At 34.5% G+C, this 20,876-nt stretch carries 21 protein-coding genes; 6 read left to right on the top strand and 15 right to left on the bottom strand.

Annotation, left to right across the window (positions count from 1 at the left end):
- Nucleotides 1-101: 101 nt before the first annotated feature.
- The 3 genes from PQ479_RS02315 to PQ479_RS02325 are packed head-to-tail and all read left to right on the top strand — an operon-like array spanning nucleotide 102 to nucleotide 3,109.
- The gene (locus PQ479_RS02315; protein WP_047989204.1) at nucleotides 102-1,454 is read left to right on the top strand and encodes a sensor histidine kinase; all 1,353 of its coding nucleotides are present in this window, start codon (nucleotides 102-104) and stop codon (nucleotides 1,452-1,454) included.
- A 6-nt stretch (nucleotides 1,455-1,460) separates the two neighbouring features.
- Nucleotides 1,461-2,150: a response regulator transcription factor gene (locus PQ479_RS02320; protein WP_047989203.1), complete on the top strand. Its 690-nt coding sequence runs from the start codon at nucleotides 1,461-1,463 to the stop codon at nucleotides 2,148-2,150.
- Nucleotides 2,151-2,176: 26 nt separating this feature from the next.
- Complete coding sequence (locus tag PQ479_RS02325) at nucleotides 2,177-3,109, top strand: F510_1955 family glycosylhydrolase (protein ID WP_047989202.1); 933 nt, start codon at nucleotides 2,177-2,179, stop codon at nucleotides 3,107-3,109.
- A 212-nt stretch (nucleotides 3,110-3,321) separates the two neighbouring features.
- Here PQ479_RS02325 and PQ479_RS02330 read toward each other — a convergent pair whose 3' ends face one another.
- From PQ479_RS02330 to PQ479_RS02385, 12 genes are all read right to left on the bottom strand, one after another.
- On the bottom strand, nucleotides 3,322-3,909 hold the full coding sequence (locus PQ479_RS02330) for a YdhK family protein (RefSeq protein ID WP_047989201.1): 588 nt from the start codon (nucleotides 3,907-3,909) through the stop codon (nucleotides 3,322-3,324).
- A gap of 327 nt (nucleotides 3,910-4,236) precedes the next feature.
- On the bottom strand, nucleotides 4,237-5,664 hold the full coding sequence (locus PQ479_RS02335; RefSeq protein WP_047989200.1) for an MATE family efflux transporter: 1,428 nt from the start codon (nucleotides 5,662-5,664) through the stop codon (nucleotides 4,237-4,239).
- 57 nt (nucleotides 5,665-5,721) lie between these two features.
- Nucleotides 5,722-5,988, bottom strand: coding sequence for a glutaredoxin family protein (locus PQ479_RS02340; protein WP_047989199.1), 267 nt, complete (start codon nucleotides 5,986-5,988; stop codon nucleotides 5,722-5,724).
- A 42-nt stretch (nucleotides 5,989-6,030) separates the two neighbouring features.
- The gene (locus PQ479_RS02345) at nucleotides 6,031-6,729 is read right to left on the bottom strand and encodes a hypothetical protein (RefSeq protein ID WP_047989198.1); all 699 of its coding nucleotides are present in this window, start codon (nucleotides 6,727-6,729) and stop codon (nucleotides 6,031-6,033) included.
- 88 nt (nucleotides 6,730-6,817) lie between these two features.
- Nucleotides 6,818-7,441: an NAD(P)/FAD-dependent oxidoreductase gene (locus PQ479_RS02350; protein ID WP_047989197.1), complete on the bottom strand. Its 624-nt coding sequence runs from the start codon at nucleotides 7,439-7,441 to the stop codon at nucleotides 6,818-6,820.
- Between the two features lie 132 nt (nucleotides 7,442-7,573).
- Nucleotides 7,574-8,389, bottom strand: a complete 816-nt coding sequence (locus PQ479_RS02355) for a hypothetical protein (protein WP_273716740.1) — start codon at nucleotides 8,387-8,389, stop codon at nucleotides 7,574-7,576.
- Nucleotides 8,379-10,820 (bottom strand): heavy metal translocating P-type ATPase, encoded by a 2,442-nt coding sequence (locus tag PQ479_RS02360; protein WP_273716844.1) that lies wholly within the window; start codon nucleotides 10,818-10,820, stop codon nucleotides 8,379-8,381. Before PQ479_RS02360 ends, PQ479_RS02355 begins: the two co-directional genes overlap by 11 nt.
- Before the next feature lie 94 nt (nucleotides 10,821-10,914).
- The gene (copZ, locus tag PQ479_RS02365) at nucleotides 10,915-11,151 is read right to left on the bottom strand and encodes a copper chaperone CopZ (protein WP_047989195.1); all 237 of its coding nucleotides are present in this window, start codon (nucleotides 11,149-11,151) and stop codon (nucleotides 10,915-10,917) included.
- A gap of 183 nt (nucleotides 11,152-11,334) precedes the next feature.
- Complete coding sequence (locus PQ479_RS02370) at nucleotides 11,335-11,469, bottom strand: hypothetical protein (protein WP_273716741.1); 135 nt, start codon at nucleotides 11,467-11,469, stop codon at nucleotides 11,335-11,337.
- 97 nt (nucleotides 11,470-11,566) lie between these two features.
- Nucleotides 11,567-11,866 (bottom strand): metal-sensing transcriptional repressor, encoded by a 300-nt coding sequence (locus PQ479_RS02375; protein WP_273716846.1) that lies wholly within the window; start codon nucleotides 11,864-11,866, stop codon nucleotides 11,567-11,569.
- A 317-nt stretch (nucleotides 11,867-12,183) separates the two neighbouring features.
- Nucleotides 12,184-12,759, bottom strand: coding sequence for a recombinase family protein (locus PQ479_RS02380; RefSeq protein ID WP_047989194.1), 576 nt, complete (start codon nucleotides 12,757-12,759; stop codon nucleotides 12,184-12,186).
- Nucleotides 12,760-13,081: 322 nt separating this feature from the next.
- Nucleotides 13,082-13,933 carry a LysR family transcriptional regulator gene (locus tag PQ479_RS02385; protein ID WP_047989193.1) on the bottom strand — a complete coding sequence of 284 codons (852 nt, stop codon included), beginning with the start codon at nucleotides 13,931-13,933 and terminating at the stop codon, nucleotides 13,082-13,084.
- Between the two features lie 136 nt (nucleotides 13,934-14,069).
- Here PQ479_RS02385 and PQ479_RS02390 point away from each other — a divergent pair, with 136 nt between their 5' ends.
- Nucleotides 14,070-15,167, top strand: a complete 1,098-nt coding sequence (locus PQ479_RS02390) for an NADH:flavin oxidoreductase (protein ID WP_047989192.1) — start codon at nucleotides 14,070-14,072, stop codon at nucleotides 15,165-15,167.
- 334 nt (nucleotides 15,168-15,501) lie between these two features.
- On the opposite strand, the gene PQ479_RS02395 is transcribed toward PQ479_RS02390, so the two are convergent.
- From PQ479_RS02395 to PQ479_RS02405, 3 genes are all read right to left on the bottom strand, one after another.
- Nucleotides 15,502-16,308, bottom strand: a complete 807-nt coding sequence (locus PQ479_RS02395) for an AAA family ATPase (RefSeq protein WP_047989191.1) — start codon at nucleotides 16,306-16,308, stop codon at nucleotides 15,502-15,504.
- Nucleotides 16,309-16,544: 236 nt separating this feature from the next.
- The gene (locus PQ479_RS02400) at nucleotides 16,545-17,588 is read right to left on the bottom strand and encodes a flavin-containing monooxygenase (protein ID WP_047989190.1); all 1,044 of its coding nucleotides are present in this window, start codon (nucleotides 17,586-17,588) and stop codon (nucleotides 16,545-16,547) included.
- Between the two features lie 117 nt (nucleotides 17,589-17,705).
- Entirely contained in the window at nucleotides 17,706-18,026 is a 321-nt protein-coding gene (locus PQ479_RS02405; RefSeq protein WP_047989189.1) for an ArsR/SmtB family transcription factor, read from the bottom strand.
- A gap of 267 nt (nucleotides 18,027-18,293) precedes the next feature.
- Here PQ479_RS02405 and PQ479_RS02410 point away from each other — a divergent pair, with 267 nt between their 5' ends.
- Both PQ479_RS02410 and PQ479_RS02415 read left to right on the top strand, forming a co-directional pair.
- Nucleotides 18,294-18,677 (top strand): ArsR/SmtB family transcription factor, encoded by a 384-nt coding sequence (locus PQ479_RS02410; RefSeq protein WP_047989188.1) that lies wholly within the window; start codon nucleotides 18,294-18,296, stop codon nucleotides 18,675-18,677.
- A complete protein-coding gene (locus tag PQ479_RS02415) occupies nucleotides 18,670-20,823 on the top strand; it encodes a heavy metal translocating P-type ATPase (RefSeq protein ID WP_047989187.1) in 2,154 nt (717 codons plus the stop codon). Before PQ479_RS02410 ends, PQ479_RS02415 begins: the two co-directional genes overlap by 8 nt.
- Nucleotides 20,824-20,876 lie beyond the last annotated feature (53 nt).

Here is a 20,876-nt window from a genome sequence, read left to right on the forward strand (position 1 = left end):
AATATAATGAGAAAAATAGTATACTCAATAATCTTAGCTTGTCTGCATACTTTCTCGATAATTATTGTTTATACTATACATATTCAAAGTAGGTGTTTTAAATGAAATTTTCAACAAAATTAGGGCTGTGGTTTTTCTGTTGTATATTAATTATTGAAGCAGGATCTATGCTATTTCTTCATAAAAATGTAGTAGAGTCGCTTGTCGAAGAGGAATTACATTCACTTTTAGCAAGGGGTAATAGTCATAGAGATGTTTTGAAGGTCACTTTTGATGAGAATACACTTCAACATATAGCCTTAATGGAGTCTAAAACGGATACTGAAGTGGTGATAACCAATGAAGAAGGTAATGTGATAAAGACATCCTTTCCAGTTAATGAAGCTATTAATCGTATTATTAAACCCAATTATCAACGGGAGCAAATTGTACAAAAGGATTGGAAATCACAACCATATATTGCTACGGCTTCCCCATATCAAACATCGAATGGAGAAACCGGGATTGTTTATATGTTGAAAAGTACTAATCAAATTCAGGGGGTAATCAAAGATCTTAATCATCATTTTGGAATTGCCGTTGTAATTATCTTGTTTTTTCTAATCATAACAAATTTTATCCTAATTAAAATTCTCACGAAACCACTAATATCAATGAATAACGCAACAAAAAAAATTAGTAAGGGTGACTTTTCTCTTCACTTACCTGTCAATTCTAAAGATGAACTTGGGGATTTAGCCAAATCAATAAATACATTGGCAAATAACTTAAACTTTTTACAACAGGAAAGAAAAGAATTTCTTGCAAGTATATCTCATGAGCTTCGGACACCATTGACCTATATAAAGGGATACGCAGACATAGCACTTAAATCCAATTTAAATGACAATCAAAGAATGGAATATATTAAAATTATTCACGAGGAATCCTCAAGGGTTTCAACCCTTTTAGAAGAGTTATTTGAATTGGCTAAAATGGACCAAAACTCCTTTATTATTCAAAAAGAAAGAGTAGATGTTTCATCTTTTATTAAACTTATCTATGAAAAAGTTAAACCTATTTTCTCTAGTACTGGAATTGGACTTATCTTCTTGGAGCAACCAGGTAACATTGTAAATATTGACCCAGTCCGATTTGAACAAGTAATTTTGAATCTTTTAGATAATGCACTCAAATATTCTAATGGTGGTGTGACCACTATTGAAATAAAGAAGACTAAAAACCATGTTATCCTTGCAATATCTGACCAAGGGGTAGGTATACCTGAAGAAGAGCTTCCTTTTATTTTTGATAGCTTGTATAGGGTTGAAAAATCCAGATCTCGCCTTACTGGTGGTGTTGGTTTAGGCTTATCCATAGTCAAGGAAATAGTAGAGGCTCATGACGCAGAGCTTCATGTGGCAAGTAAGTTGGGGGCTGGTACGACCGTTTCAGTGTTATTAAAGGAGGCCTGATGCTATATGAGACGGATAGTTTTAATTGATGATGAACAAAGAATGTTAGATCTCCTATCTTTATACTTGGTGCCTTATGGATATGACTGCATTAAAATGAATAGTGGTACAGATGGTATTTCATATATAGAACAAAACGACGTAGATTTAATAATCCTTGATGTCATGATGCCATTACTAAACGGCTGGGAAACATTAAAGAAATTAAGAGAGTTTTCAAATACTCCTATCATTATGCTAACGGCAAGAAATGATACTAGTGATATGGTAAAAGGGTTAAAAATTGGGGCGGATGATTACATCTCAAAACCATTTAATGAAGAGGTTCTGATAGCAAGAATAGAAGCTGTACTTAGACGTACTGTTAAAGAAGAGAATTGGAACAAACCCCTCTATTTTAGAGGATTAACTCTTGATCCCATTATTTATAAACTAGATTTTAATGGTGTTCCCATTTCCGTTACACCTAAAGAATTTGACTTGTTAAAACTTTTTTTATTAAATTCTGATAAAGTTTTTACGCGTGATCACTTACTGGCCACGTTGTGGGAATTCAAAGCAGAAACTGAGAACAGAACAATAGATTCACACATTAGAAATTTGCGGGATAAACTCAGAAAAACTGGATTTGAAGTTGATAAACATTTAAAAACTATTTGGGGAATTGGATATAGATGGAATAAAAGGTATGAATAATTGAAGTATTCTACGGAGGATTAATTATGAAATGGATACAAAAAACGTTTTTGCTCACTTTAATAAGTACTATGCTTACTGGTTGTATAAGCTCTAAAGATAATGGCATTGACTCCTTTTTTATAGACGCAAACGAAGAAATAGTGACTCACATCCATGGAATTGGCTATTTAGGAAGTAATCAAACTCTCTTTATAGCTACCCACCATGGTCTACTTAAGTTCTCAGATGATAAATGGTTCAAAACTAATAAGAATAACCATGACTATATGGGATTTCAAACTACAGATAATGGATTCTTTTCAAGTGGTCATCCCTCGCTTAAATCTAATTTAAAGAACCCATTGGGTATTATGAAGAGTACTGATCAAGGAAATACTTTAGAAAAAATTAAATTTTATGGCGAAATAGATTTCCACTATTTAGCTGCAAGTTATTATAATCACACTCTTTACGTGTATAATGAACACCCTAATTCCCTAACAGTAGGTTTACATTATTCAATCGACGGTGGAGAGAGCTGGCAGCAAAGCGAAATGAATGGCGTTTCTGCCAACTCTATAGGAAATATTGCGACCCACCCTAATAATCCTGAAAACATAAGCATTTCAACTAATAAAGGTTTATTTGTATCCTCTAACTTTGGGAATGATTTTGAATTACTGTCACCAAACACTCCTGTTACAACCGTCGAATATCAAGAGAATAGTCTAATTTATTTCCAGGTTGAGAAAGAAGATATTAAATTAATTAATGTTGAATTACAAAATAAAGATTCAAAAGAGATACCATTACCAGAAGATGTTTCAAGAGAAAACCCAGTTTTATTTTTGACGACAAATCCAAGTAATAGAGAAGAAATAACACTTGTTACAGCTAACAACAGTATCTTCCAGACCAAAGACAATGGCCAAACCTGGGCTTATATCCTCGAGAACGGAAAGGTTAGTAATAACTAATTCTAAATAGATGTATTCCACATAAACTTGTGATAAAACAATCTATTGTATACTCTTGAAAAGCAATACCTTAAAGAGGTTTTTTGATTTATTAAATCTGATTTAATTTAAATTATTGAAAAATGTTAAAGCCTCTTTCAAAATGAAAGAGGCTTTTGATTTCCTAAGGTAAAGCTCACTATAATAGCTTTTAAGATAATATTTGCAGATCTTTATTCCTGTGAAAGTTCACTTTCTGTCACCCATTTATGGTTCGTTACTTCTTCTCCACTATCGGAAAGGATAAAGTCAACCATATAAACAGTAGTCTTTTCAGCAGAGTCAATGGTAGCATTTGCTCCATCCATACCTTCCATATGATCTGCATCTACCGTTATTTCATCACCTACTTGGTATGGTTCTTCTTGTCTATTAGCTACTTCCTCATGGATAATCCATTTATGGTCTTCCACTCTTTCACCACCATTTGTTGGATTATACGAAATGGTGTAGACGGTTGTTTCATAAGCTCCTACTATTGTTGCTTCTACCCCTTCCATACCAGGCATATGTGCTTCTGTAATGATGGCATTACTCCCAACAGGAAAGGTTGGATTTTCTGCTTCTTTTAAATCCTCAGGGACTTCTCCTGAGCCAGACATTTTCATACCTGAATGATCCATCCCGGAATGATCGCCATCCGTATGGTCTCCTTCCATGTCCTGCATATCATGATTCTCGCCGTTACTAGCACATGCAGATAATGTCAGCATAGCAATTAGAGTAAGCACCCCTACCATTAATAACTTTTTAACATTCATCTTTATACCTCCTATATGATGATACAAATAATATACTTCTAAATTTTGCAGAATTTATGGAGGTATTCATTTTTTTAACCTTTCAGAACTTATGTTCACACATTCTTCATAAACAATATATTTTTGTATTTTAAACAAGTAATACTATATTCTTTGTTTATCATTTCACCCATTGTTAGTAGTTCGAGCGTAATGTCTTTATTTTTTCGAAAACTTTTATTAATATTGTGGACTATACATTTAAAAAGGATGAAACGCTTAAAGTACCTTATAAAGATACCCTAAAACGCAACATCCTATAGAATAGATAAATTAATTTCTCAACTATTAATAATTATTAACTGACTTGGAAAGTTGAGCATTTCTAGTTCTGGGATGGCAATCTGCAATCTTATCTTTCGTTTTAGAAACCCAATGATCCTTGGTGAAACGAGTCCATAGGATGATTGCTCTAAAGACTATATCAATTCCAATCGCTATCCAAACACCTGCCAAGCCCATTTCCAGCACTATCGCAAGAAGATAGACTGTCCCAGTCCTTATAAGCCACATCCCAATAATGGTCAAATACATAGGATATTTTGTATTGTTTGCGCCTTGATATGCACCAGTTAACACTAACACAACTGCTAAAAACGGTTGAAATACAGCTGCAATTTTAAGAGCAATACCAATTTCAGCTATTACTTTTGGATCTTCCGTAAATAAACTTCCTGCCCATTCTCCATAAAGGAATAATAAGATACCGAAAATAGACATGAAACCTATCGCTAAAAAAGTCGTTAATTTTGCATATTCTTTAGCATCACAATAATTGTTTGCTCCAATATTTCTTCCAACAAGAATTGTAGCTGCAGCAGCAAATCCATATGCAATCATATAAGAAAATACTTCAATATTTCCCGCAATTTGATGGGCAGCAAAAGTATTAGTCCCAAGTGCTACTATAAATCCAAAATAAACAATCTGACCAACTCTCATAGCCAATCTTTCTATTGCTGCTGGGCTTCCAAGACTTAATAATTCAATTTGATGTCCTTTATCTATTTTCCAATAATCCTTTCTAAACGCTATATCTTTTGTCTTGTTAATATATCGGAATAAGAGTATGGTTCCATATAATCGTGCAAATACACTTGCTAACGCAGCCCCGACAATTCCATATGCAGGAATGAACCAGAATCCAAATATTAAGATGAAATCTAGTATTACGTTGATGATATTTACCATTATGCTTGTCTTCATAGGAGATTTTGTATCACCTGCACCACGAAGAATACTACTTAATACAAACATTAAAGACATAAAAATGGAAGGTACCCCTACTATTTTAAAATATAGACTACCTAATTTTAATACCTCTTCGTCTAATCCCATTAATAAAAGCATATTATCTGCAAAAAACAACGTAATAATACCAAAAGCAATGCCAAGTGCTATTGCCATAACAATAGCCTGTTGGGCAATATGCCTTGCTTTTTCTACCTTACCTGCACCCAAGAAATTTGAAATCAAAACATTGGTTGCTACTCCCACAGCCATAAATACTGCAAAATAGATAGCAAGTACTGCATTGGTAACTCCCACAGCAGATACTTCAGCTAAACCAATCTTAGCGACAAACAACGTATCAACAAATCCCAGTAATGTCTGAAAGAAATTCTCGATTACAGCAGGAATGGCTAGTAAGATAATTATTTTCAATTTATCTTTTACAGAACTCTGATTCTCCAATGGAGGTGTTCTAAGTGACATTTGATTTCCCCCTTCACGGTATCAGGGTGCATATCCACTGTTTTTGTTTTTGGAGACTCAGCTTAATCCTAACTTCCCTTTAATTTCATCAAAATTATTCTCAAATCCTATAAACACTTTGGATTTCTTAGGGAGGCCAAGAATAGTTTCTTTAAAAACAAACGTTGGAACAATTCTTGCACCAGAAACCTTTTTCAATTCTTCTTCTTTTTCTGGTACTTTCGTTAAATCAAATTCAAGAAAGTCTATATTGTTTTGAGAAAGAAACTTCTTCGCTGCTTGGCAATCAGAACAAGTTGGACGAGTATAAAGTTCAAACTTCATGATAAAACCTCCTCATTAATGCTACATCCTATTTTTATATATTTACTTCACTTCTATAACAAATGGATAGGTGATTACTTGGTCATTAAATTTAAATTCTCCCCAAACTTTATAAAGTCCGGGATTAATGAATTGTGTGGTGAATATTGTCTTGTCATCGGAAACAGGGTGCACATGGATAAATTGTGTAGCTTCTTCATTGATAATTATTACATGCCCTAGTGCTCCTAAATATGGTTCTGGAAGTGTGTCGAGAAAATTGTATGTTAAGGTCGTTGGCTGATCTACTGAAAGCGAATCAATTTGAAGTTCTAGAGATTTATTGTTAATCGTCTTTTGTAATTTCGTATCCGGTTCTAAATTATGGTGACTATGATTATTTATTAAATGGCCAACATTCAAATCAATGGGCTTTACCCTGTAAATTAAATCTCTTGGGCTTATATCTACAAAGATTTTATAAGAACCTTCTTCTAGGGCTATTTCTTGTTCGAATTTACCAGTTCCAATATTTTTAGGATGTAAATGCAAGTATTTTTTCATGTCTGAACTGATAATGATTAAATGAAGTTCCTTTTCATGGTTAATCTCTAACTGTGGCGCCTGATTATGATTATCTTTTAGTTCAATAATTAAAAGGTTTCTGTTATAACTTACCTTTATACTAATTTCATTCTGTAGATTTCCTGTATCACTTGTATGATGATGTGCATGATTAAGATGCCCGTTATGGTTTTTCATAAACAGATTCTCCTTCTATTTTTGTTCTAGAATAGAATTTTTAACACAAAATTTATTATAGTTTTTTCAAGTTGAAGAATATTACACATTAATTAACTAAATGACTTTTTATGTTTTCTAAGCCAAAACGGTCAACAAATTTGAAAAGTGCTTCTCTCTTCTTTCCATTTTCCGAATAAATAGTGATTATCTTATCAACTGCTTCATAAAGTTGTTCAGGTGTTAATTGTTCTAAAACCAAATTGCCAACTCTAGCATTTTTCCCTTTTGAATGACCACCGATATATAAGTCATAAGCATCACTTCTTTTCATTATTCCAATGTCATTGACAAGAGGTTCCCCACAACCTACGGGACAACCAGTATAGGCAGGTTTTAATGTGAAAGGAACTGGCTTTCCAGCAATGCGTTTGTTTATTTCCTTTGCTACAGGCATACCTTCTTCTTCTTCTCCCTTGCAAAAATTACAAGTTCTTAAGCTCTTCACAAAATTCCCTACAGGATAACAAAAAAGTCCCACCTCATTAAACTTTTCTTTAATTTCTTCTACTCTTTCTTCCTCTACTTCAATATAGATTTGTTGAAAAGTGGTTAATTCCACTTCTTCTTCGTTGTTCATGTAACTAGCAATAAGTATAAGTTGTCTGGCATTTAGCTTTGCTCCAAATGCAATCCCACCATTTACTGCTAATTTGATTTTTTTAACTGTCATTAGCTCCTCTCCCTCCAAAAGTAATGTTTTTTATCGTCTTATTTAGATGTGGAAATTTCTATTTTTATTGAGGAAAGCCAAGTAGAATCACTACCTGGCCTCCATGAAATTCTAAATCTTTTACTAGAATCTTTACTGAACTTCAATGACGAATGGATAAGCGTTTACCTTTCCTTCAAACTTAAATTCTGCCCAAACTTTATATAGTCCAGGTTTGGAGAAATGAGTGATAAAATTGGTCTCTTGCTCTGAAGTAGGATGAACATGAATGAAATCCTCAACTTGTTCGTCAATAATAACAACGTGACCTAACGCACCAAGATACTTTTCGGGTTTTTCCCCATGAAGATCAAATTTCAACAGAACCTCTTCACCCGTTTTTGCTGATATAGGTTCTAAAGTAACCTTCTTGCCCTCTATATCCTTTGTCCACTCTTCATCTGGTGTTAGGCTTGCATTTGGGGTAGATGTTTCGCCAATGTTTAATGGGATTGCTTCCACCTCATAGTTTTTGGTAGACGGTTTAATATCAATGAAAACTTCATACTGTCCACTACTTAAACTTTCCTCAACAACAAAAATGCCATCATCCTTGTTTTCCGGATGTAGATGAATATATTCTTTTAAATCACTAGAAACTAAAATGGCATGCATTTCCTTTTCATGTGTGATAGACAAAGTTGGTGCATTACCTTCATCATCCATTAATTCAATAGTAAGCTCGTTATCTACATATGAAACACTCACTTCTATTTCAGAAGGGCCATCTTCTTGATGGGCATGGTTGCCATGCCCATCACTTTCATTTTTTGGTTCATGCCCCTCTGCATGTTCTTGATGATTCATTGCACCACTTTTAAAAGGGTTTTCTCCCGTAAGGAGTCCATATCCTCCAAATACCGCAATCAGATAAACACTTGCTATGATTACCCACTTTTTAATCGACATTAGCTACTCCCCCTTTAGCCAATTTTAACCGTTGTAACCTTAAGGCGTTCAGGACAACTGATACCGAACTAAATGCCATGGCAGCACCTGCAACCCATGGGGCAAGTAAACCAATTGCTGCTATAGGGATAGATGCTGAGTTGTAGAAGAATGCAAAGAATAAGTTTTGTTTAATGTTACGCATGGTCTTGCTACTGATTATGATACTATCTGCTACACTGTGTAGATCCCCCCGCATGAGAGTTATATCTGCGGCTTCAATTGCAACATCTGTACCCGTGCCTATTGCCATACCAATATCAGCAACTGCTAATGCTGGTGCATCGTTGATTCCATCACCAACCATTGCTACTTTCTTTCCTTCTTGTTGAAGTTTCTTAATTTCATCTGCTTTTTGTTCCGGCACTACTTCCGCGATTACTCTATCAATCCCTACTTGTTTTCCTATCGCTGCTGCCGTTCTTTCGTTATCACCTGTTAGCATAATTACTTCTAGTCCTAAGTCATGCATTCTTTTAATTGCTTCTTTAGAGGTGTCTTTAACTGTATCTGCAACAGCAATAATTCCAGCAAATCTTTGTTCAATAGCTACTAACATAGCTGTTTTTCCTTCAGTCTCTAACTTACTCATCGACTGTTCGAGTTCGGAGGTATTAATTTGTTGTTGTTGCATTAATTTTCTTGTGCCTACAAAAACCTTTCTTCCGTTAACTACAGCGCTTATACCAAAACCAGGGATAGCTTCAAACTCTTCTGCTTCTTCAACTGTAATTCCTTTTTCTAATACGCCTCTCACAATAGCTTCTGCCAATGGATGTTCCGAATTTTTTTCGGCAGATCCAACTAATTTAAGAACCTCATCTTCTGAAAAATCATCTTGTAATATAAAATCAGTTAACTCTGGCTCTCCTTTTGTAACTGTTCCTGTTTTGTCTAAAACTACTGTATTAATGGATCGAGTGTTTTCTAGGTGTTCTCCTCCTTTAAAAAGGACTCCTAGTTCTGCTGCTCTCCCAGAGCCAGCCATTATAGAAGTTGGAGTTGCTAAACCTAGAGCACATGGACATGCTATCACCAAGATTGTGATCATCGGTACTAGAGCTGCTCTTAAATCACCTGGTGCAACTATGAAATACCAAACTAGAAAAGTAGCAATAGCGATAACTACAACAACTGGCACAAATACTCCAGAGACTTTGTCTGCAACACGTTGAATGTCTGCTTTACTTCCTTGTGCTTCTTCTACAACCTTCACAATTTGTGCTAAGGCTGTATCTTTTCCTACCTTTGTAGCTTCCACTAACAACATGCCATTCTTATTAATAGTGGAACCAATTACTCCATCATTTACTTTTTTATCAACTGGAATACTTTCTCCAGTAATCATGGACTCGTCAACTGCAGACTGTCCTTTAATAATTTTTCCGTCCACAGGAACTTTCTCTCCAGGGCGAACTACTACTTGATCACCTACAACCACTTCTTCTATGGCAACTTCTTTTTCTTCTCCATCGCGAATGATTCTAGCCGTTTTTGCTTGCATACCTAACAATTTTTGAATTGCTTGCCCAGTTCTACCTTTTGCACGTACTTCAAACAATTTACCGAGAATAACTAATGTGATAATTACAGCTGCTGCTTCAAAATAGAGATCTGCCATTCCTAATTGCCCAGCAACATGCCATTCGTAACCAAGAAAAATACTGTAGAGAAAAGCCACTGTGGTTCCGAGAGCGATTAATACATCCATGTTGGCACTTTTACTTCGAAGGGCTTTATATGCCCCAGAATAAAACTGTGCTCCTGCAATAAATTGTACTGGTGTTGCTAGTGTTAACTGTACCCAAGGATTCATCAGCATATCTGGTACGTATAGGAAAGAGGTGAACTCAAAATGTGTTACCATCGTCCATAACAAAGGTAAAGTCAGAATTGCAGCAAACAGAAACTTTCCTGTTTGGTGCTGCACCTCTTTTTCCTTATTACTTGCCGTTTCTGCTTTTGAAGTTTCGGGCTTTAAGGTATATCCTAATTTCTTTACTGCTTCTATCATTTCACTAGAAGTTACTTGATCTTGATTAAAAGTTACCGTTACATTTTCTAATGCAAAATTAACATGTGTATTAGAGACTCCATCCAATTTACTTAAACGTTTTTCTATCTTATTTGCACAAGCTGCACAAGTCATTCCAGAAATATCAAACGTTTGCTTTTCATGTACTACTTCATAACCAAGTTTATTTATTTTTTCTTCAAATGCTTTTACATTCGTTTTTGCATCATCATAGACAACTTTTGTTTTTTCAATAGCAAAATTAACATTTGCTTTTTCTACCCCTTCTATTTTAGATAAGGTTTTTTCAATTTTTGTTGCACAAGCCGCACAAGTCATCCCCGATATTTGAAGTGTAGCTTCTTTTTGTGACATTATGTTTCACTCCTTCTCATAACTTTTTATACCCTATGGGGGTATGTTTTGTTTAAAAAAACAGATCGTGCTATTATTATGCACGATCTAGATTTTGTTAATGACAACTTTCCCCTTGAGCTGGTCCATTTTCTACTTCATATCCTTGTTCTTCAATAATTTCCGTAATTTCGTTTAAACTTAAGATTGTTGAATCAAAAGTTACATCTACTTTTCCTTCGGAAAGATGTACTTTTACAGAATCGACTCCATTTAATTTTCCAACATTACCTTCTATAGAATTTACACAATGTCCACAAGACATTCCTTGTACGTTAAGAGTTACGTTTTGCATCGTTAAATCTTCCTCCTTTATATTTACTATACCCTAGTTGGGTATATGAAAAACAAACATATATTTCTCAAACAGAAATATTCCACTTTATCGATTTTGAAATTCCAACTATTGTAGCTTGAACAGTTGAAATTTGTTGTATTATTATATCGACACAATAAGTTTTACTCACCTTTAAACTTTTTATGCCCCTAATTGATTTTCAAACCTGTTCATTCCTCTAATGAGCACAGTTGGAAATTCAGAAATATTGCTTTTATTTGCTATAAAGGCGTTGCTACAACACGTTTCTATTGGAAGTTTTAACAACTCTGTCATAACATTTCCTCCTCTCAATAACTAATTTACCATACCCCCGTAGGGTATGTCAAGAGTCAAAAATAATACCAGTCGATTTTACTACTGGTATTGGGTATTATGCTTTTGTAAATCGTTTAAAAACATCCATTAATTCTTGTATAGCTTCTTCTCCATCTCCATCTTTTAGCGCATCAGTAACACAATGTCTTGTATGTTTTTCTAATAGTTGAAGACCTACTTTGTTCATTGCAGCATTTATTGCTGATATTTGAGTTAGAATATCTATACAGTATCGATCATTATCGACCATATTTTGAATTCCTCTAACTTGCCCCTCAATTCTCTTTAACCTTCCCATTAATTGATCTTTTTCCTTAGTAGAGCGCTGAGTTGATTTATTTGATTGCTCTGGAATGTTAGTCACAAACACCTTCAACCTCTTTCCAATAAATATCTTTTTTGGTAATACCATTATTTTAGCATATTTCTATATTTATTTGTTCTATTCTTAATGGCTAGTTTAACTGATACTTATGGAAAATAACCTTGTACCTTTTTTTCGGTTCGGGAACATTTTGATCAACTCACAAAACCATTCATATATATATATCAAGACATTCCTTTTTATAAATTCTGTACTAATTCTGGTGTTAAAAAATGAGCACTGACTGTTTGTTCTAGGGTAACGCATATTCAACAATCTGGCCCTTCGTATAATGGAATAATTAACGATTATTGTTTCCCTTCCGATAGCTTTCTATATAATGAAGCCCTAGAGACATTTGTAATTTCACAAATTTGATTTACAGTCATACTTCCTTCTTTATATAGCTTCACCGCGTAATTCATTCCAGCATGATTTTTATGATACTTCTTTAACCGTCCTTTAAACTTTCCTTCCTTTTTAGCTAACTCAATCCCTTCACGTTGTCGCATACGAATAAGATCTCTCTCTAATTGGTTAACACCAGCCATTACCGTAATTAAGAATTGGCTGTATGGATTATCTTCTGTTAAATCTAGCCATGAATCTTTTAATGATTTTAAACTTGCCTTTTTACCTCTTATATCATCAATTAATACAAATAAATCCTGTGTACTACGAGTGATCCGAGTTAGGTCAGTCACATAAATAATGTCATCTTTTTGTAAATCCTCTAACATTTTTTGAAGTTGCTCTCGTTCCTTTGTTGCTCCTGAAACTTTCTCTTCATATATAATATCCATTCCGATCTCGTTCAGCTGCTGAAATTGCCTTGAAGGATTTTGGCTAGTCGAACTGACACGAATATAACCTATTTTCCGCAAAATATCACCTCATTTTTGAGATAAGTCTTATGAGACACTTGTCAATTTGATATTTATATTGCGTATATTTGGGTTTTATATTGCGTATTTTCAGATGTAACAGTGTTGCTGAGGTAGATTTCTTTGCAATTGTTGATTTGAAATAAAGTCGCGATGTTTTGAATAAAGTTGTGATGTTTATAAAAATGTTGCGATGCTATTCGCCTTAGTTCATTTCTCTAAAGCTTGTTTTATTTAACTAAATCAGATAAAGATTGTGATTAATTACACTTAAACAAGCAAGCAGGTTAGTGATATAAAAAAAGAGCTAAGAAGCTCTTTTTTATTCCCAACGACTTGCATGTTCTTGAACAATGTCCATCATGCTCTTTATGGATGGAGAAATCCATTTATCTTTATGGTGGATCATATATGTTGAGATTGACGTTTGCTTATTTGTTACTTCTTGCCCCTTAAAAACACCGTCTTTTAATTCCTCTTTCACTGAAAATAAAGGCACTAACGATATGCCTAACCCATGTTTAACACAATGCTTGATTGCTTCAATGCTCTGAAACTCTAAACTCGCTTCAATGTCCAACTGGTTTAACTTAATATATTCATCAAAAACGGACTTGTAACTACACCTTAAATCTGAATACAAAGCCGTTCTTGAAGCATCAATCTCGTTAGGACTAATGAGCACCATTTTTTCCCGAACCAATTCTTCAATAAACAAATCTTCTTTTACCCAATCTTCTTTCTCTAGAATAAGTGCTAAATCAATTTCCCCGCTTTGTAAACTCTTGGTAACATCATAGTTCTCTAATGATTTCACATGCAGATTAACCTTTGGATATTTTTGTTTAAATTCAAGCAAAATAAGCGGAACACGGCAGATCGTCAACGACTCTGAAATACCGATTGTTAGTTGTCCTTGTGGCTCTTTATCAATATTTAAAGATTGATTGTAAAGCTCAATAATTTGGTTCGCATAGGGATAGAATTGTTCTCCAAAATGGGTTAAAACAACTTTTTTCCCTAATCGGTCGAACAAGGGATTAGCTAATTCTTTTTCAAGCTCTTTGATATGAGTTGTAATTGAGGATTGTGAATAGCCTAAGTGTTCAGCGGTTCTATTAAAACTTCCTTTTTCTACAATCGTTTTAAACGTAATTAATTGGCGTAGCTCCATGAAAGTAGCTCCTTATGTTGGTTCAATATTATTGAACGTATAATTTTAATATATTCATTTTACTAAATTTCATACTTCATTTAAGCTAACAATTAAGAAGTTGTCAATCATCAATTCAACAGGAGGAATTTTAATAATGGATAAAAACATCTTGTTCCAAACACTAAACATTAATAACACGGAGCTTAAAAATAGAGTAGGGGTTGCACCAATGACGAGAATTAGTGCAGACCAAGAAGGGTTCGTTTCAGAGAGAATGGTTAAATACTACCGTTCTTTTGCAAAGGGTGGTTTTGGTTTGATTATTACGGAAGGCACTTATATAGATGACAAGAACAGTCAGACGTATCAGTTTCAACCGGGTATTGCATTGGATGAACAAGCGAAAGAATGGAAGAAGGTTGCTGACGCTGTTCATTCAGAAGGTGGAAAAATCTTTATGCAATTGCAACATACCGGACCACTTTCACAAGGAAACCGATTTACAGACGAAACTATTGCCCCTTCTGCCGTTCAACCAAAAGGGGAGCAACTAACATTTTATCTGGGAGAAGGAGCTTTTAAACTTCCTAGAGCCATTACAAAAGAGGAGATGGAAGATGTAAAAAACAGCTTTGTGGAATCTGCAAAAAGAGCAAAATTTGCTGGTTTTGACGGCGTAGAATTACATGGCGCAAATGGTTATTTATTGGATGCTTTTTTAACAGAGTACACGAATGTACGGACAGACGAATATGGGGGAAGCACGGAAAATAGAGTGCGGTTCCTTGTTGAAGTTGCTAATGCCGTAACAGAAGCCGTTGCAGATGACCAGTTTATTGTTGGTATGAGAATTTCACAATCACAAGTCAATGACTACTTTTACAAGTGGTCAGGCAAAGAAGCTGATGCAAAGATCATTTTTAGTGCATTAGGTAAATCGGGTTTGAACTATATTCACGTAACAGAATTTGAAGCGTGGCAACCTGCCTTTGAAGGTAGCGAGACTTCTCTTGTATCTCTTGCGAAAAAGTACAGCAAATTACCCATTATCGCAAACGGGCAACTCGAAAATGTAGATCGAGCGATCAAAATTTTAAACGATGGCGGTGCTGATCTAGTGGCTCTTGGTAAAGGGGCTTTAGCTGATCACGATTGGGTCAAAAAGGTACAAAAAGATGAAGAACTTTCTACCTTTAATCCAGAAGCAACACTTCAACCAATAGCCAATATAAAGGATTTTGAAATAGAATAACACTAACTTTATAAGCAAACTCATTTGAGTTTGCTTATTGAACTAAAGGGGGCGTTAGTGAAACAAAGAGTTTTAAAATAATCAATCTTTTTTATAAACAACAGTTCTTAAAAATAAAAGAAAACTATCGTTTTGATCAATCTTTATTCAAAACGATAGCTTTTTATATACAGTAATATCAAGGGTTTAAAGTATTTTTAATCAAACTTTATTCTAAAGCTATAGCAATTACTTTTAATCCATTGTACAATCCTCAAATTAATTGTAGATAATCCCCCAATAATTATTGAGCATAAAAAAAGATGTTATCAGATTAAAGATAACATCCCCTTCATTATTTTATACCTATAACTAAACTATCTCGAGCCGCTTCAACAACATCAGTTGTTATGGAATTTAATTGATTAATCTCTAAAATCCTTTCAATTTGAGAAAACAACCTATGGATTAATCGGAAGTTCCCATTAGTAATTCGTATAATAGTAGAAATGGCTTCATAGTCTGAAAAGTCCTCCAGTTTTATAGAAACCCCTAATTCATCCCATTTATATTGTAAAATATGATGAGTTTCATCTTTACTTAATTTTTCGAACTCGTGTGCAAAACCAATTCTTGAATATAACTGAGGATATCTGGCTAATCGTTTTTCTATACCCGGCATACCGATTAAAATAAGAGCAAAGTTGTTTTGGTCGTATAAATCCCTTAATTGCTCTAAGCTTTGTAATTTCAATCTATCAATTTCATCAATAATGACTAAATCAACATCCTCAGTCCAATCTGTTGAGTACTTTTCCTCCTCGCCCTCTTCTAAATATTTATACACACTTTTCACCATTCCTAATCGCCCACCCAAAAGCCTGATGTCACCTATCATTTGGGATGCTTTTATGGAAGGAGCCGTATAGAATATCGTTTTACAGTTAAGTATTCTTTCATCTGCATTAATACCAATTTGATCCGCACCTTTATAAGAAATTTGCTTATTAACATAAGACCACTTCGCATAATGTTGAGACGATAATGTTTTTCCTACGCCTGGCAAGCCATAACATATACCGATATATTTGTATTTTCTACACGCATCACAAAACTCAGCAAATCGTTTATATTCTTTAGTCTCTATAAAAGGCTTATTCATTAAAGTACCTCTTTAATTTTGACTTTTTGGGCTTATATATATTTTCAGCATTGATTTCTTTTTGTTTTTCCAACACGATATGGTCAACTAGGGGTCCTACCAACAAAACGCGGAAAACATACGCTAAGCAACTTCAATTTTAAAAAAGGCGTAATCCTGTACGTTATGTAACCGCCTTATTAAATTTGGCTCGTTAAACTTTAACCTCCTTTCTTTAAAATAGTTATTATCCCTCTCTAATTAATAATATTATGTAATAGGTATTCCGCATCCTTACCTACTCCACAAACTAATGCTGAACCACGATGATATTGCCAAGGTAATCCTATGAAATAAAGGTTTTCTATGGGACTAATCCCACGATTATGATTAGGTTTTCCATCTCGGCGTATAACGCCATCTATATTTATCCATTCAAAAGAAGGTTTAAAACCTGTAGACCATATAATTATTTGGGTTTCTATTGTGCTTCCGTCTGAAAAAAAGACTTGTTCACCAATAACTTTTTCTACTCGTGGTTTTATGGTTATTTTGTTTTTATTAATGAGTCTTTTCAGTTCATATCCAAAAATAGGATCCTTTCTTTTCTGGAAAAGTTCTCCCCTTTTCGTGTCTATCCCTGCATATAATAAATTCAGCTTATCCAACCAATTAAAAATGCTTTTCCCTAAAAGCCTTAAGGGTAAAAAATTCATTTTATGAGGTGTAGCAAGATAAACGTTCTTGCTATCAGCTAATTCTACCGCTATTTGAGCGCCAGAATTTCCACCACCGACAATTAATACAGTATCATTAGATATAGCTGTCGTATTTATATATTGTGAAGAATGAATATGCTCAATATCCTTACTATTTTCGTGTATTATTGGAGGTATAAATGGGTTTTGAAAGGCACCTGTAGCTACTACGACCTTTTTTGCTGCTAATTCACCCTTGGAAGTTTGCATAACGAAAATATCTTCTTTCTTTTTTAATTTTTCAACTTTAACTTTTAAGAAGACAGGCAATTCGAAATATTGTACGTATTGTTGCAGGTATGTAGCCATTTCATCTTTTGTAGGGTATCCCTCTGGGGCGCCCTCCATCATTAAACCAGGTAACGATGAATAACTTCTAGGTGTAAATAAAATGAGAGAATCATACCGAGAACGCCATTGTTCTCCGATGTATGAATGGGAATCAATCATTAAATGATTAATTCCCTGATTCTTTAACTTTTGACTCATAGAAATTCCAGCTTGACCTGCTCCAATAATAATAACATCATATATCAACTCTATCTCTCCCGACTGTAATTTTGTAGCAATAAACGTTTTGAGTTAGATCTTTCTTGAAATATGTTAAATTTTAGTCAAATAAGTAATTTATTCAATATAATTTTTCTCGTCAAGTTGTCCCTATACTATATAATTTTTACAACAAGAAACCTCGTCTTCAACATCTTCTAAAACGGAATCGAACATGTTCAGGAAGCTTCGTACCTTTTCATTACGCAAACTATAATAACAATATTTCCCTTCATTCCTACCTACAATAATCCCGCAATCTTTGAGACATGCTAAATGTTGTGAGATGTTCGATTGATTGCCATTAATCTCTTCTACAATTTGAGATACAGTCTTTTCATCCTCTTTAATGCTTTCCAGAATCAGTAATCTCGTTTTGTTCGAGAAGCCATGTATTAATTTGACTTTGGTATCCAATTTGTTCGTCTCCATAGTAACCTCGACTTTCATATTCGTTAAAACTAATATGTCCCTCGAAACATATTAGCATTTACTAATATGTTATGTCAAAATCTTTTAATAGATATGGAACTAATACAACAAAGAAGATATAAACGATAAAATAACATCGGTTCGTAGAGAAAATTCTTGATTAGAGGATTATTCAAATATTCTTTTGATTATTTTATTGACAATTTAATCTAATGAGTATTAGAATGTATTTATAATCAAATAAACATTTGAATGAGGGGTGGAATTATGGCTCAAGAAGTTAAACAAACACATGATACTTGTGAAATTTTCTGTTATGACGAAGCAAAGGTAAGTCGTGTTAGATCAATTATGGAACAAGAAAATTTTGCACCAGTGGCAAATATCTTCAAGGCGTTATCAGATGAAACAAGACTAAAGATAGCATATGCATTGGTTCAAGAAGATGAATTATGTGTATGTGACGTAGCGAATATTATCGATGCAACGATGGCTACAGTTTCTCACCACTTACGCCATCTACGTAATTTAGGAATTGCTAAAACTAGAAAAGAAGGAAAGTTAGTCTTTTATTCTTTAGATGATGAACATGTCAAAATGCTTGTGACAACAGCAATTGTTCATGGGAAGGAAGTAGATAACCGTGAATGAAGTAAAAAAAGATAAAAGTGTTTACCGTGTTCAAGGCTTTACGTGTGCAAATTGTGCTGGAAAATTCGAAAGAAACGTAAAGGAAATTTCAGGAGTTGAAGATGCGAAAGTGAATTTTGGTGCTTCTAAAATTTCTGTATTCGGTAACGCTTCAGTTGAGGAATTAGAAAAGGCTGGATCATTTGAAAACTTAAAGGTAACACCAGATCAATCGAATCAAAGTTCTCAAAATGCAGTCAAAGAGGATAAAGAAGAAAAAGTTCCTTTTTATAAAAAGTATAGTACATTGCTATATTCAGCTGCTTTTCTTGTTTTTGGTTATCTGTCTTATTTTGTAAATGGAGAAGATAATCTTCTAACAACCCTATTATTTTTAGCATCCATGTTGGTAGGAGGATTATCACTCTTTAAAATCGGTTTTCAAAACTTATTACGTTTAGAATTTGACATGAAAACTCTAATGACTGTAGCTGTTATAGGTGGAGCCATTATTGGCGAATGGGGAGAAGTTGCCCTTGTTGTCATTCTTTTTGCTATCAGTGAAGAGCTTGAACGATTCTCCATGGATAGAGCAAGAAATTCAATTCGTTCTCTCATGAACATCGCACCAAAAGAAGCTCTTGTTAGACGTAATGGGCAAGAATTAATGATCCATGTTGATGATATTGCGGTAGGAGATATCATGATTGTCAAGCCTGGCCAAAAGATAGCAATGGATGGTGTCGTTGTCAGTGGGCATTCATCAGTCAATCAAGCAGCAATCACAGGAGAATCTGTTCCAGTAGAAAGAGCAATTGATGACGAAGTCTTTGCAGGTACATTGAATGAAGAAGGGTTATTAGAAGTTGAAATAACAAAATTAGTTGAGGATACAACTATTTCTAAAATAATACATCTAGTTGAAGAGGCACAGGGAGAACGTGCTCCATCACAAGCATTTGTAGATAAGTTCGCAAAATACTACACACCTATTATTATGGTCATTGCTGCTTTAGTTGCAGTCATTCCTCCATTATTACTTGATGGAAGTTGGGGAACGTGGGTTTATCAAGGGCTGGCTGTTCTAGTAGTTGGTTGTCCATGTGCTTTAGTTATCTCCACCCCTATTTCGATTGTCTCTGCTATTGGTAATGCAGCTAAAAAAGGTGTATTAGTTAAAGGTGGCGTTTACCTTGAAGAGATTGGTTCATTAAAAGCAATTGCTTTTGATAAAACAGGAACATTAACGAAAGGTGTTCCTGCTGTAACTGATTATCATATGTTGAACGCACAAACAGATGGAAAAGAATTATTGTCCATCATTACAGCTTTGGAATATCGCTCACAACACCCACTTGCATCAGCGATTATGAAAAAAGCTGAAATGGAGCGTATCAATTATGCTGACGTACAAGTAGAGAATTTCTCTTCTATTACAGGGAAAGGAATTAAAGGAATTGTAAATGGGGTTACTTATTATATTGGTAGCCCAAAGCTCTTTAAAGAATTATCATCAATAACTTTTGATAAAAAATTTGAAGAAGAAGTTACGGTACTGCAAAATGAAGGTAAGACTGCAATGATTGTTGGTACTGAAGTTGAAATCCTAGCTGTTATTGCGGTTGCAGATGAAGTTCGAGATTCAAGTAAAGAAGTAATTCAAAAGTTACACAAAGCAGGAATCAAAGAAACGATTATGCTTACAGGTGATAATCAAGGTACAGCTAACGCTATCGGTAATCATGTTGGTGTATCTAATGTACAGGCAGAACTAATGCCAGAGGATAAATTAAACTTCATTAAACAATTGCGTGCCAAGTATGGCAAAGTAGCTATGGTTGGTGACGGTGTAAATGATGCTCCTGCATTAGCTGCCTCAACGGTCGGAATTGCTATGGGCGGAGCTGGTACAGATACAGCACTAGAAACAGCAGACGTTGCTTTAATGGGGGATGATTTAAGAAAACTTCCATTTACGGTGAAACTAAGCCGTAAAGCATTAAACATCATTAAAGCTAATATTGCCTTTGCTATCTCAATTAAATTTATTGCATTATTATTGGTTATCCCAGGTTGGTTAACACTGTGGATTGCAATCCTTTCAGATATGGGAGCCACTCTTTTAGTAGCATTAAATAGTATGCGACTCATGCGAGTAAAAGAATAGAACGTCAAGAGCGTTAGGCTTTCCTAACGCTTTTCTCTTAAATACCTGCTTAT

Source organism: Alkalihalobacillus pseudalcaliphilus, assembly GCF_028610675.1.
GTDB lineage: Bacteria > Bacillota > Bacilli > Bacillales > Bacillaceae_D > Alkalihalobacillus > Alkalihalobacillus pseudalcaliphilus.

What these genes read in the sequence shown, in the direction of transcription:
- PQ479_RS02315 (WP_047989204.1), top strand. Translation starts at nt 102, where the DNA reads ATGAAATTTTCAACAAAATTAGGGCTGTGGTTTTTCTGTTGTATATTA.
- PQ479_RS02320 (WP_047989203.1), top strand. Translation starts at nt 1,461, where the DNA reads ATGAGACGGATAGTTTTAATTGATGATGAACAAAGAATGTTAGATCTC.
- PQ479_RS02325 (WP_047989202.1), top strand. Translation starts at nt 2,177, where the DNA reads ATGAAATGGATACAAAAAACGTTTTTGCTCACTTTAATAAGTACTATG.
- PQ479_RS02330 (WP_047989201.1), bottom strand. Translation starts at nt 3,909, where the DNA reads ATGAATGTTAAAAAGTTATTAATGGTAGGGGTGCTTACTCTAATTGCT.
- PQ479_RS02335 (WP_047989200.1), bottom strand. Translation starts at nt 5,664, where the DNA reads ATGTCACTTAGAACACCTCCATTGGAGAATCAGAGTTCTGTAAAAGAT.
- PQ479_RS02340 (WP_047989199.1), bottom strand. Translation starts at nt 5,988, where the DNA reads ATGAAGTTTGAACTTTATACTCGTCCAACTTGTTCTGATTGCCAAGCA.
- PQ479_RS02345 (WP_047989198.1), bottom strand. Translation starts at nt 6,729, where the DNA reads ATGAAAAACCATAACGGGCATCTTAATCATGCACATCATCATACAAGT.
- PQ479_RS02350 (WP_047989197.1), bottom strand. Translation starts at nt 7,441, where the DNA reads ATGACAGTTAAAAAAATCAAATTAGCAGTAAATGGTGGGATTGCATTT.
- PQ479_RS02355 (WP_273716740.1), bottom strand. Translation starts at nt 8,389, where the DNA reads ATGTCGATTAAAAAGTGGGTAATCATAGCAAGTGTTTATCTGATTGCG.
- copZ (WP_047989195.1), bottom strand. Translation starts at nt 11,151, where the DNA reads ATGCAAAACGTAACTCTTAACGTACAAGGAATGTCTTGTGGACATTGT.
- PQ479_RS02370 (WP_273716741.1), bottom strand. Translation starts at nt 11,469, where the DNA reads ATGACAGAGTTGTTAAAACTTCCAATAGAAACGTGTTGTAGCAACGCC.
- PQ479_RS02385 (WP_047989193.1), bottom strand. Translation starts at nt 13,933, where the DNA reads ATGGAGCTACGCCAATTAATTACGTTTAAAACGATTGTAGAAAAAGGA.
- PQ479_RS02390 (WP_047989192.1), top strand. Translation starts at nt 14,070, where the DNA reads ATGGATAAAAACATCTTGTTCCAAACACTAAACATTAATAACACGGAG.
- PQ479_RS02395 (WP_047989191.1), bottom strand. Translation starts at nt 16,308, where the DNA reads ATGAATAAGCCTTTTATAGAGACTAAAGAATATAAACGATTTGCTGAG.
- PQ479_RS02405 (WP_047989189.1), bottom strand. Translation starts at nt 18,026, where the DNA reads ATGGAGACGAACAAATTGGATACCAAAGTCAAATTAATACATGGCTTC.
- PQ479_RS02410 (WP_047989188.1), top strand. Translation starts at nt 18,294, where the DNA reads ATGGCTCAAGAAGTTAAACAAACACATGATACTTGTGAAATTTTCTGT.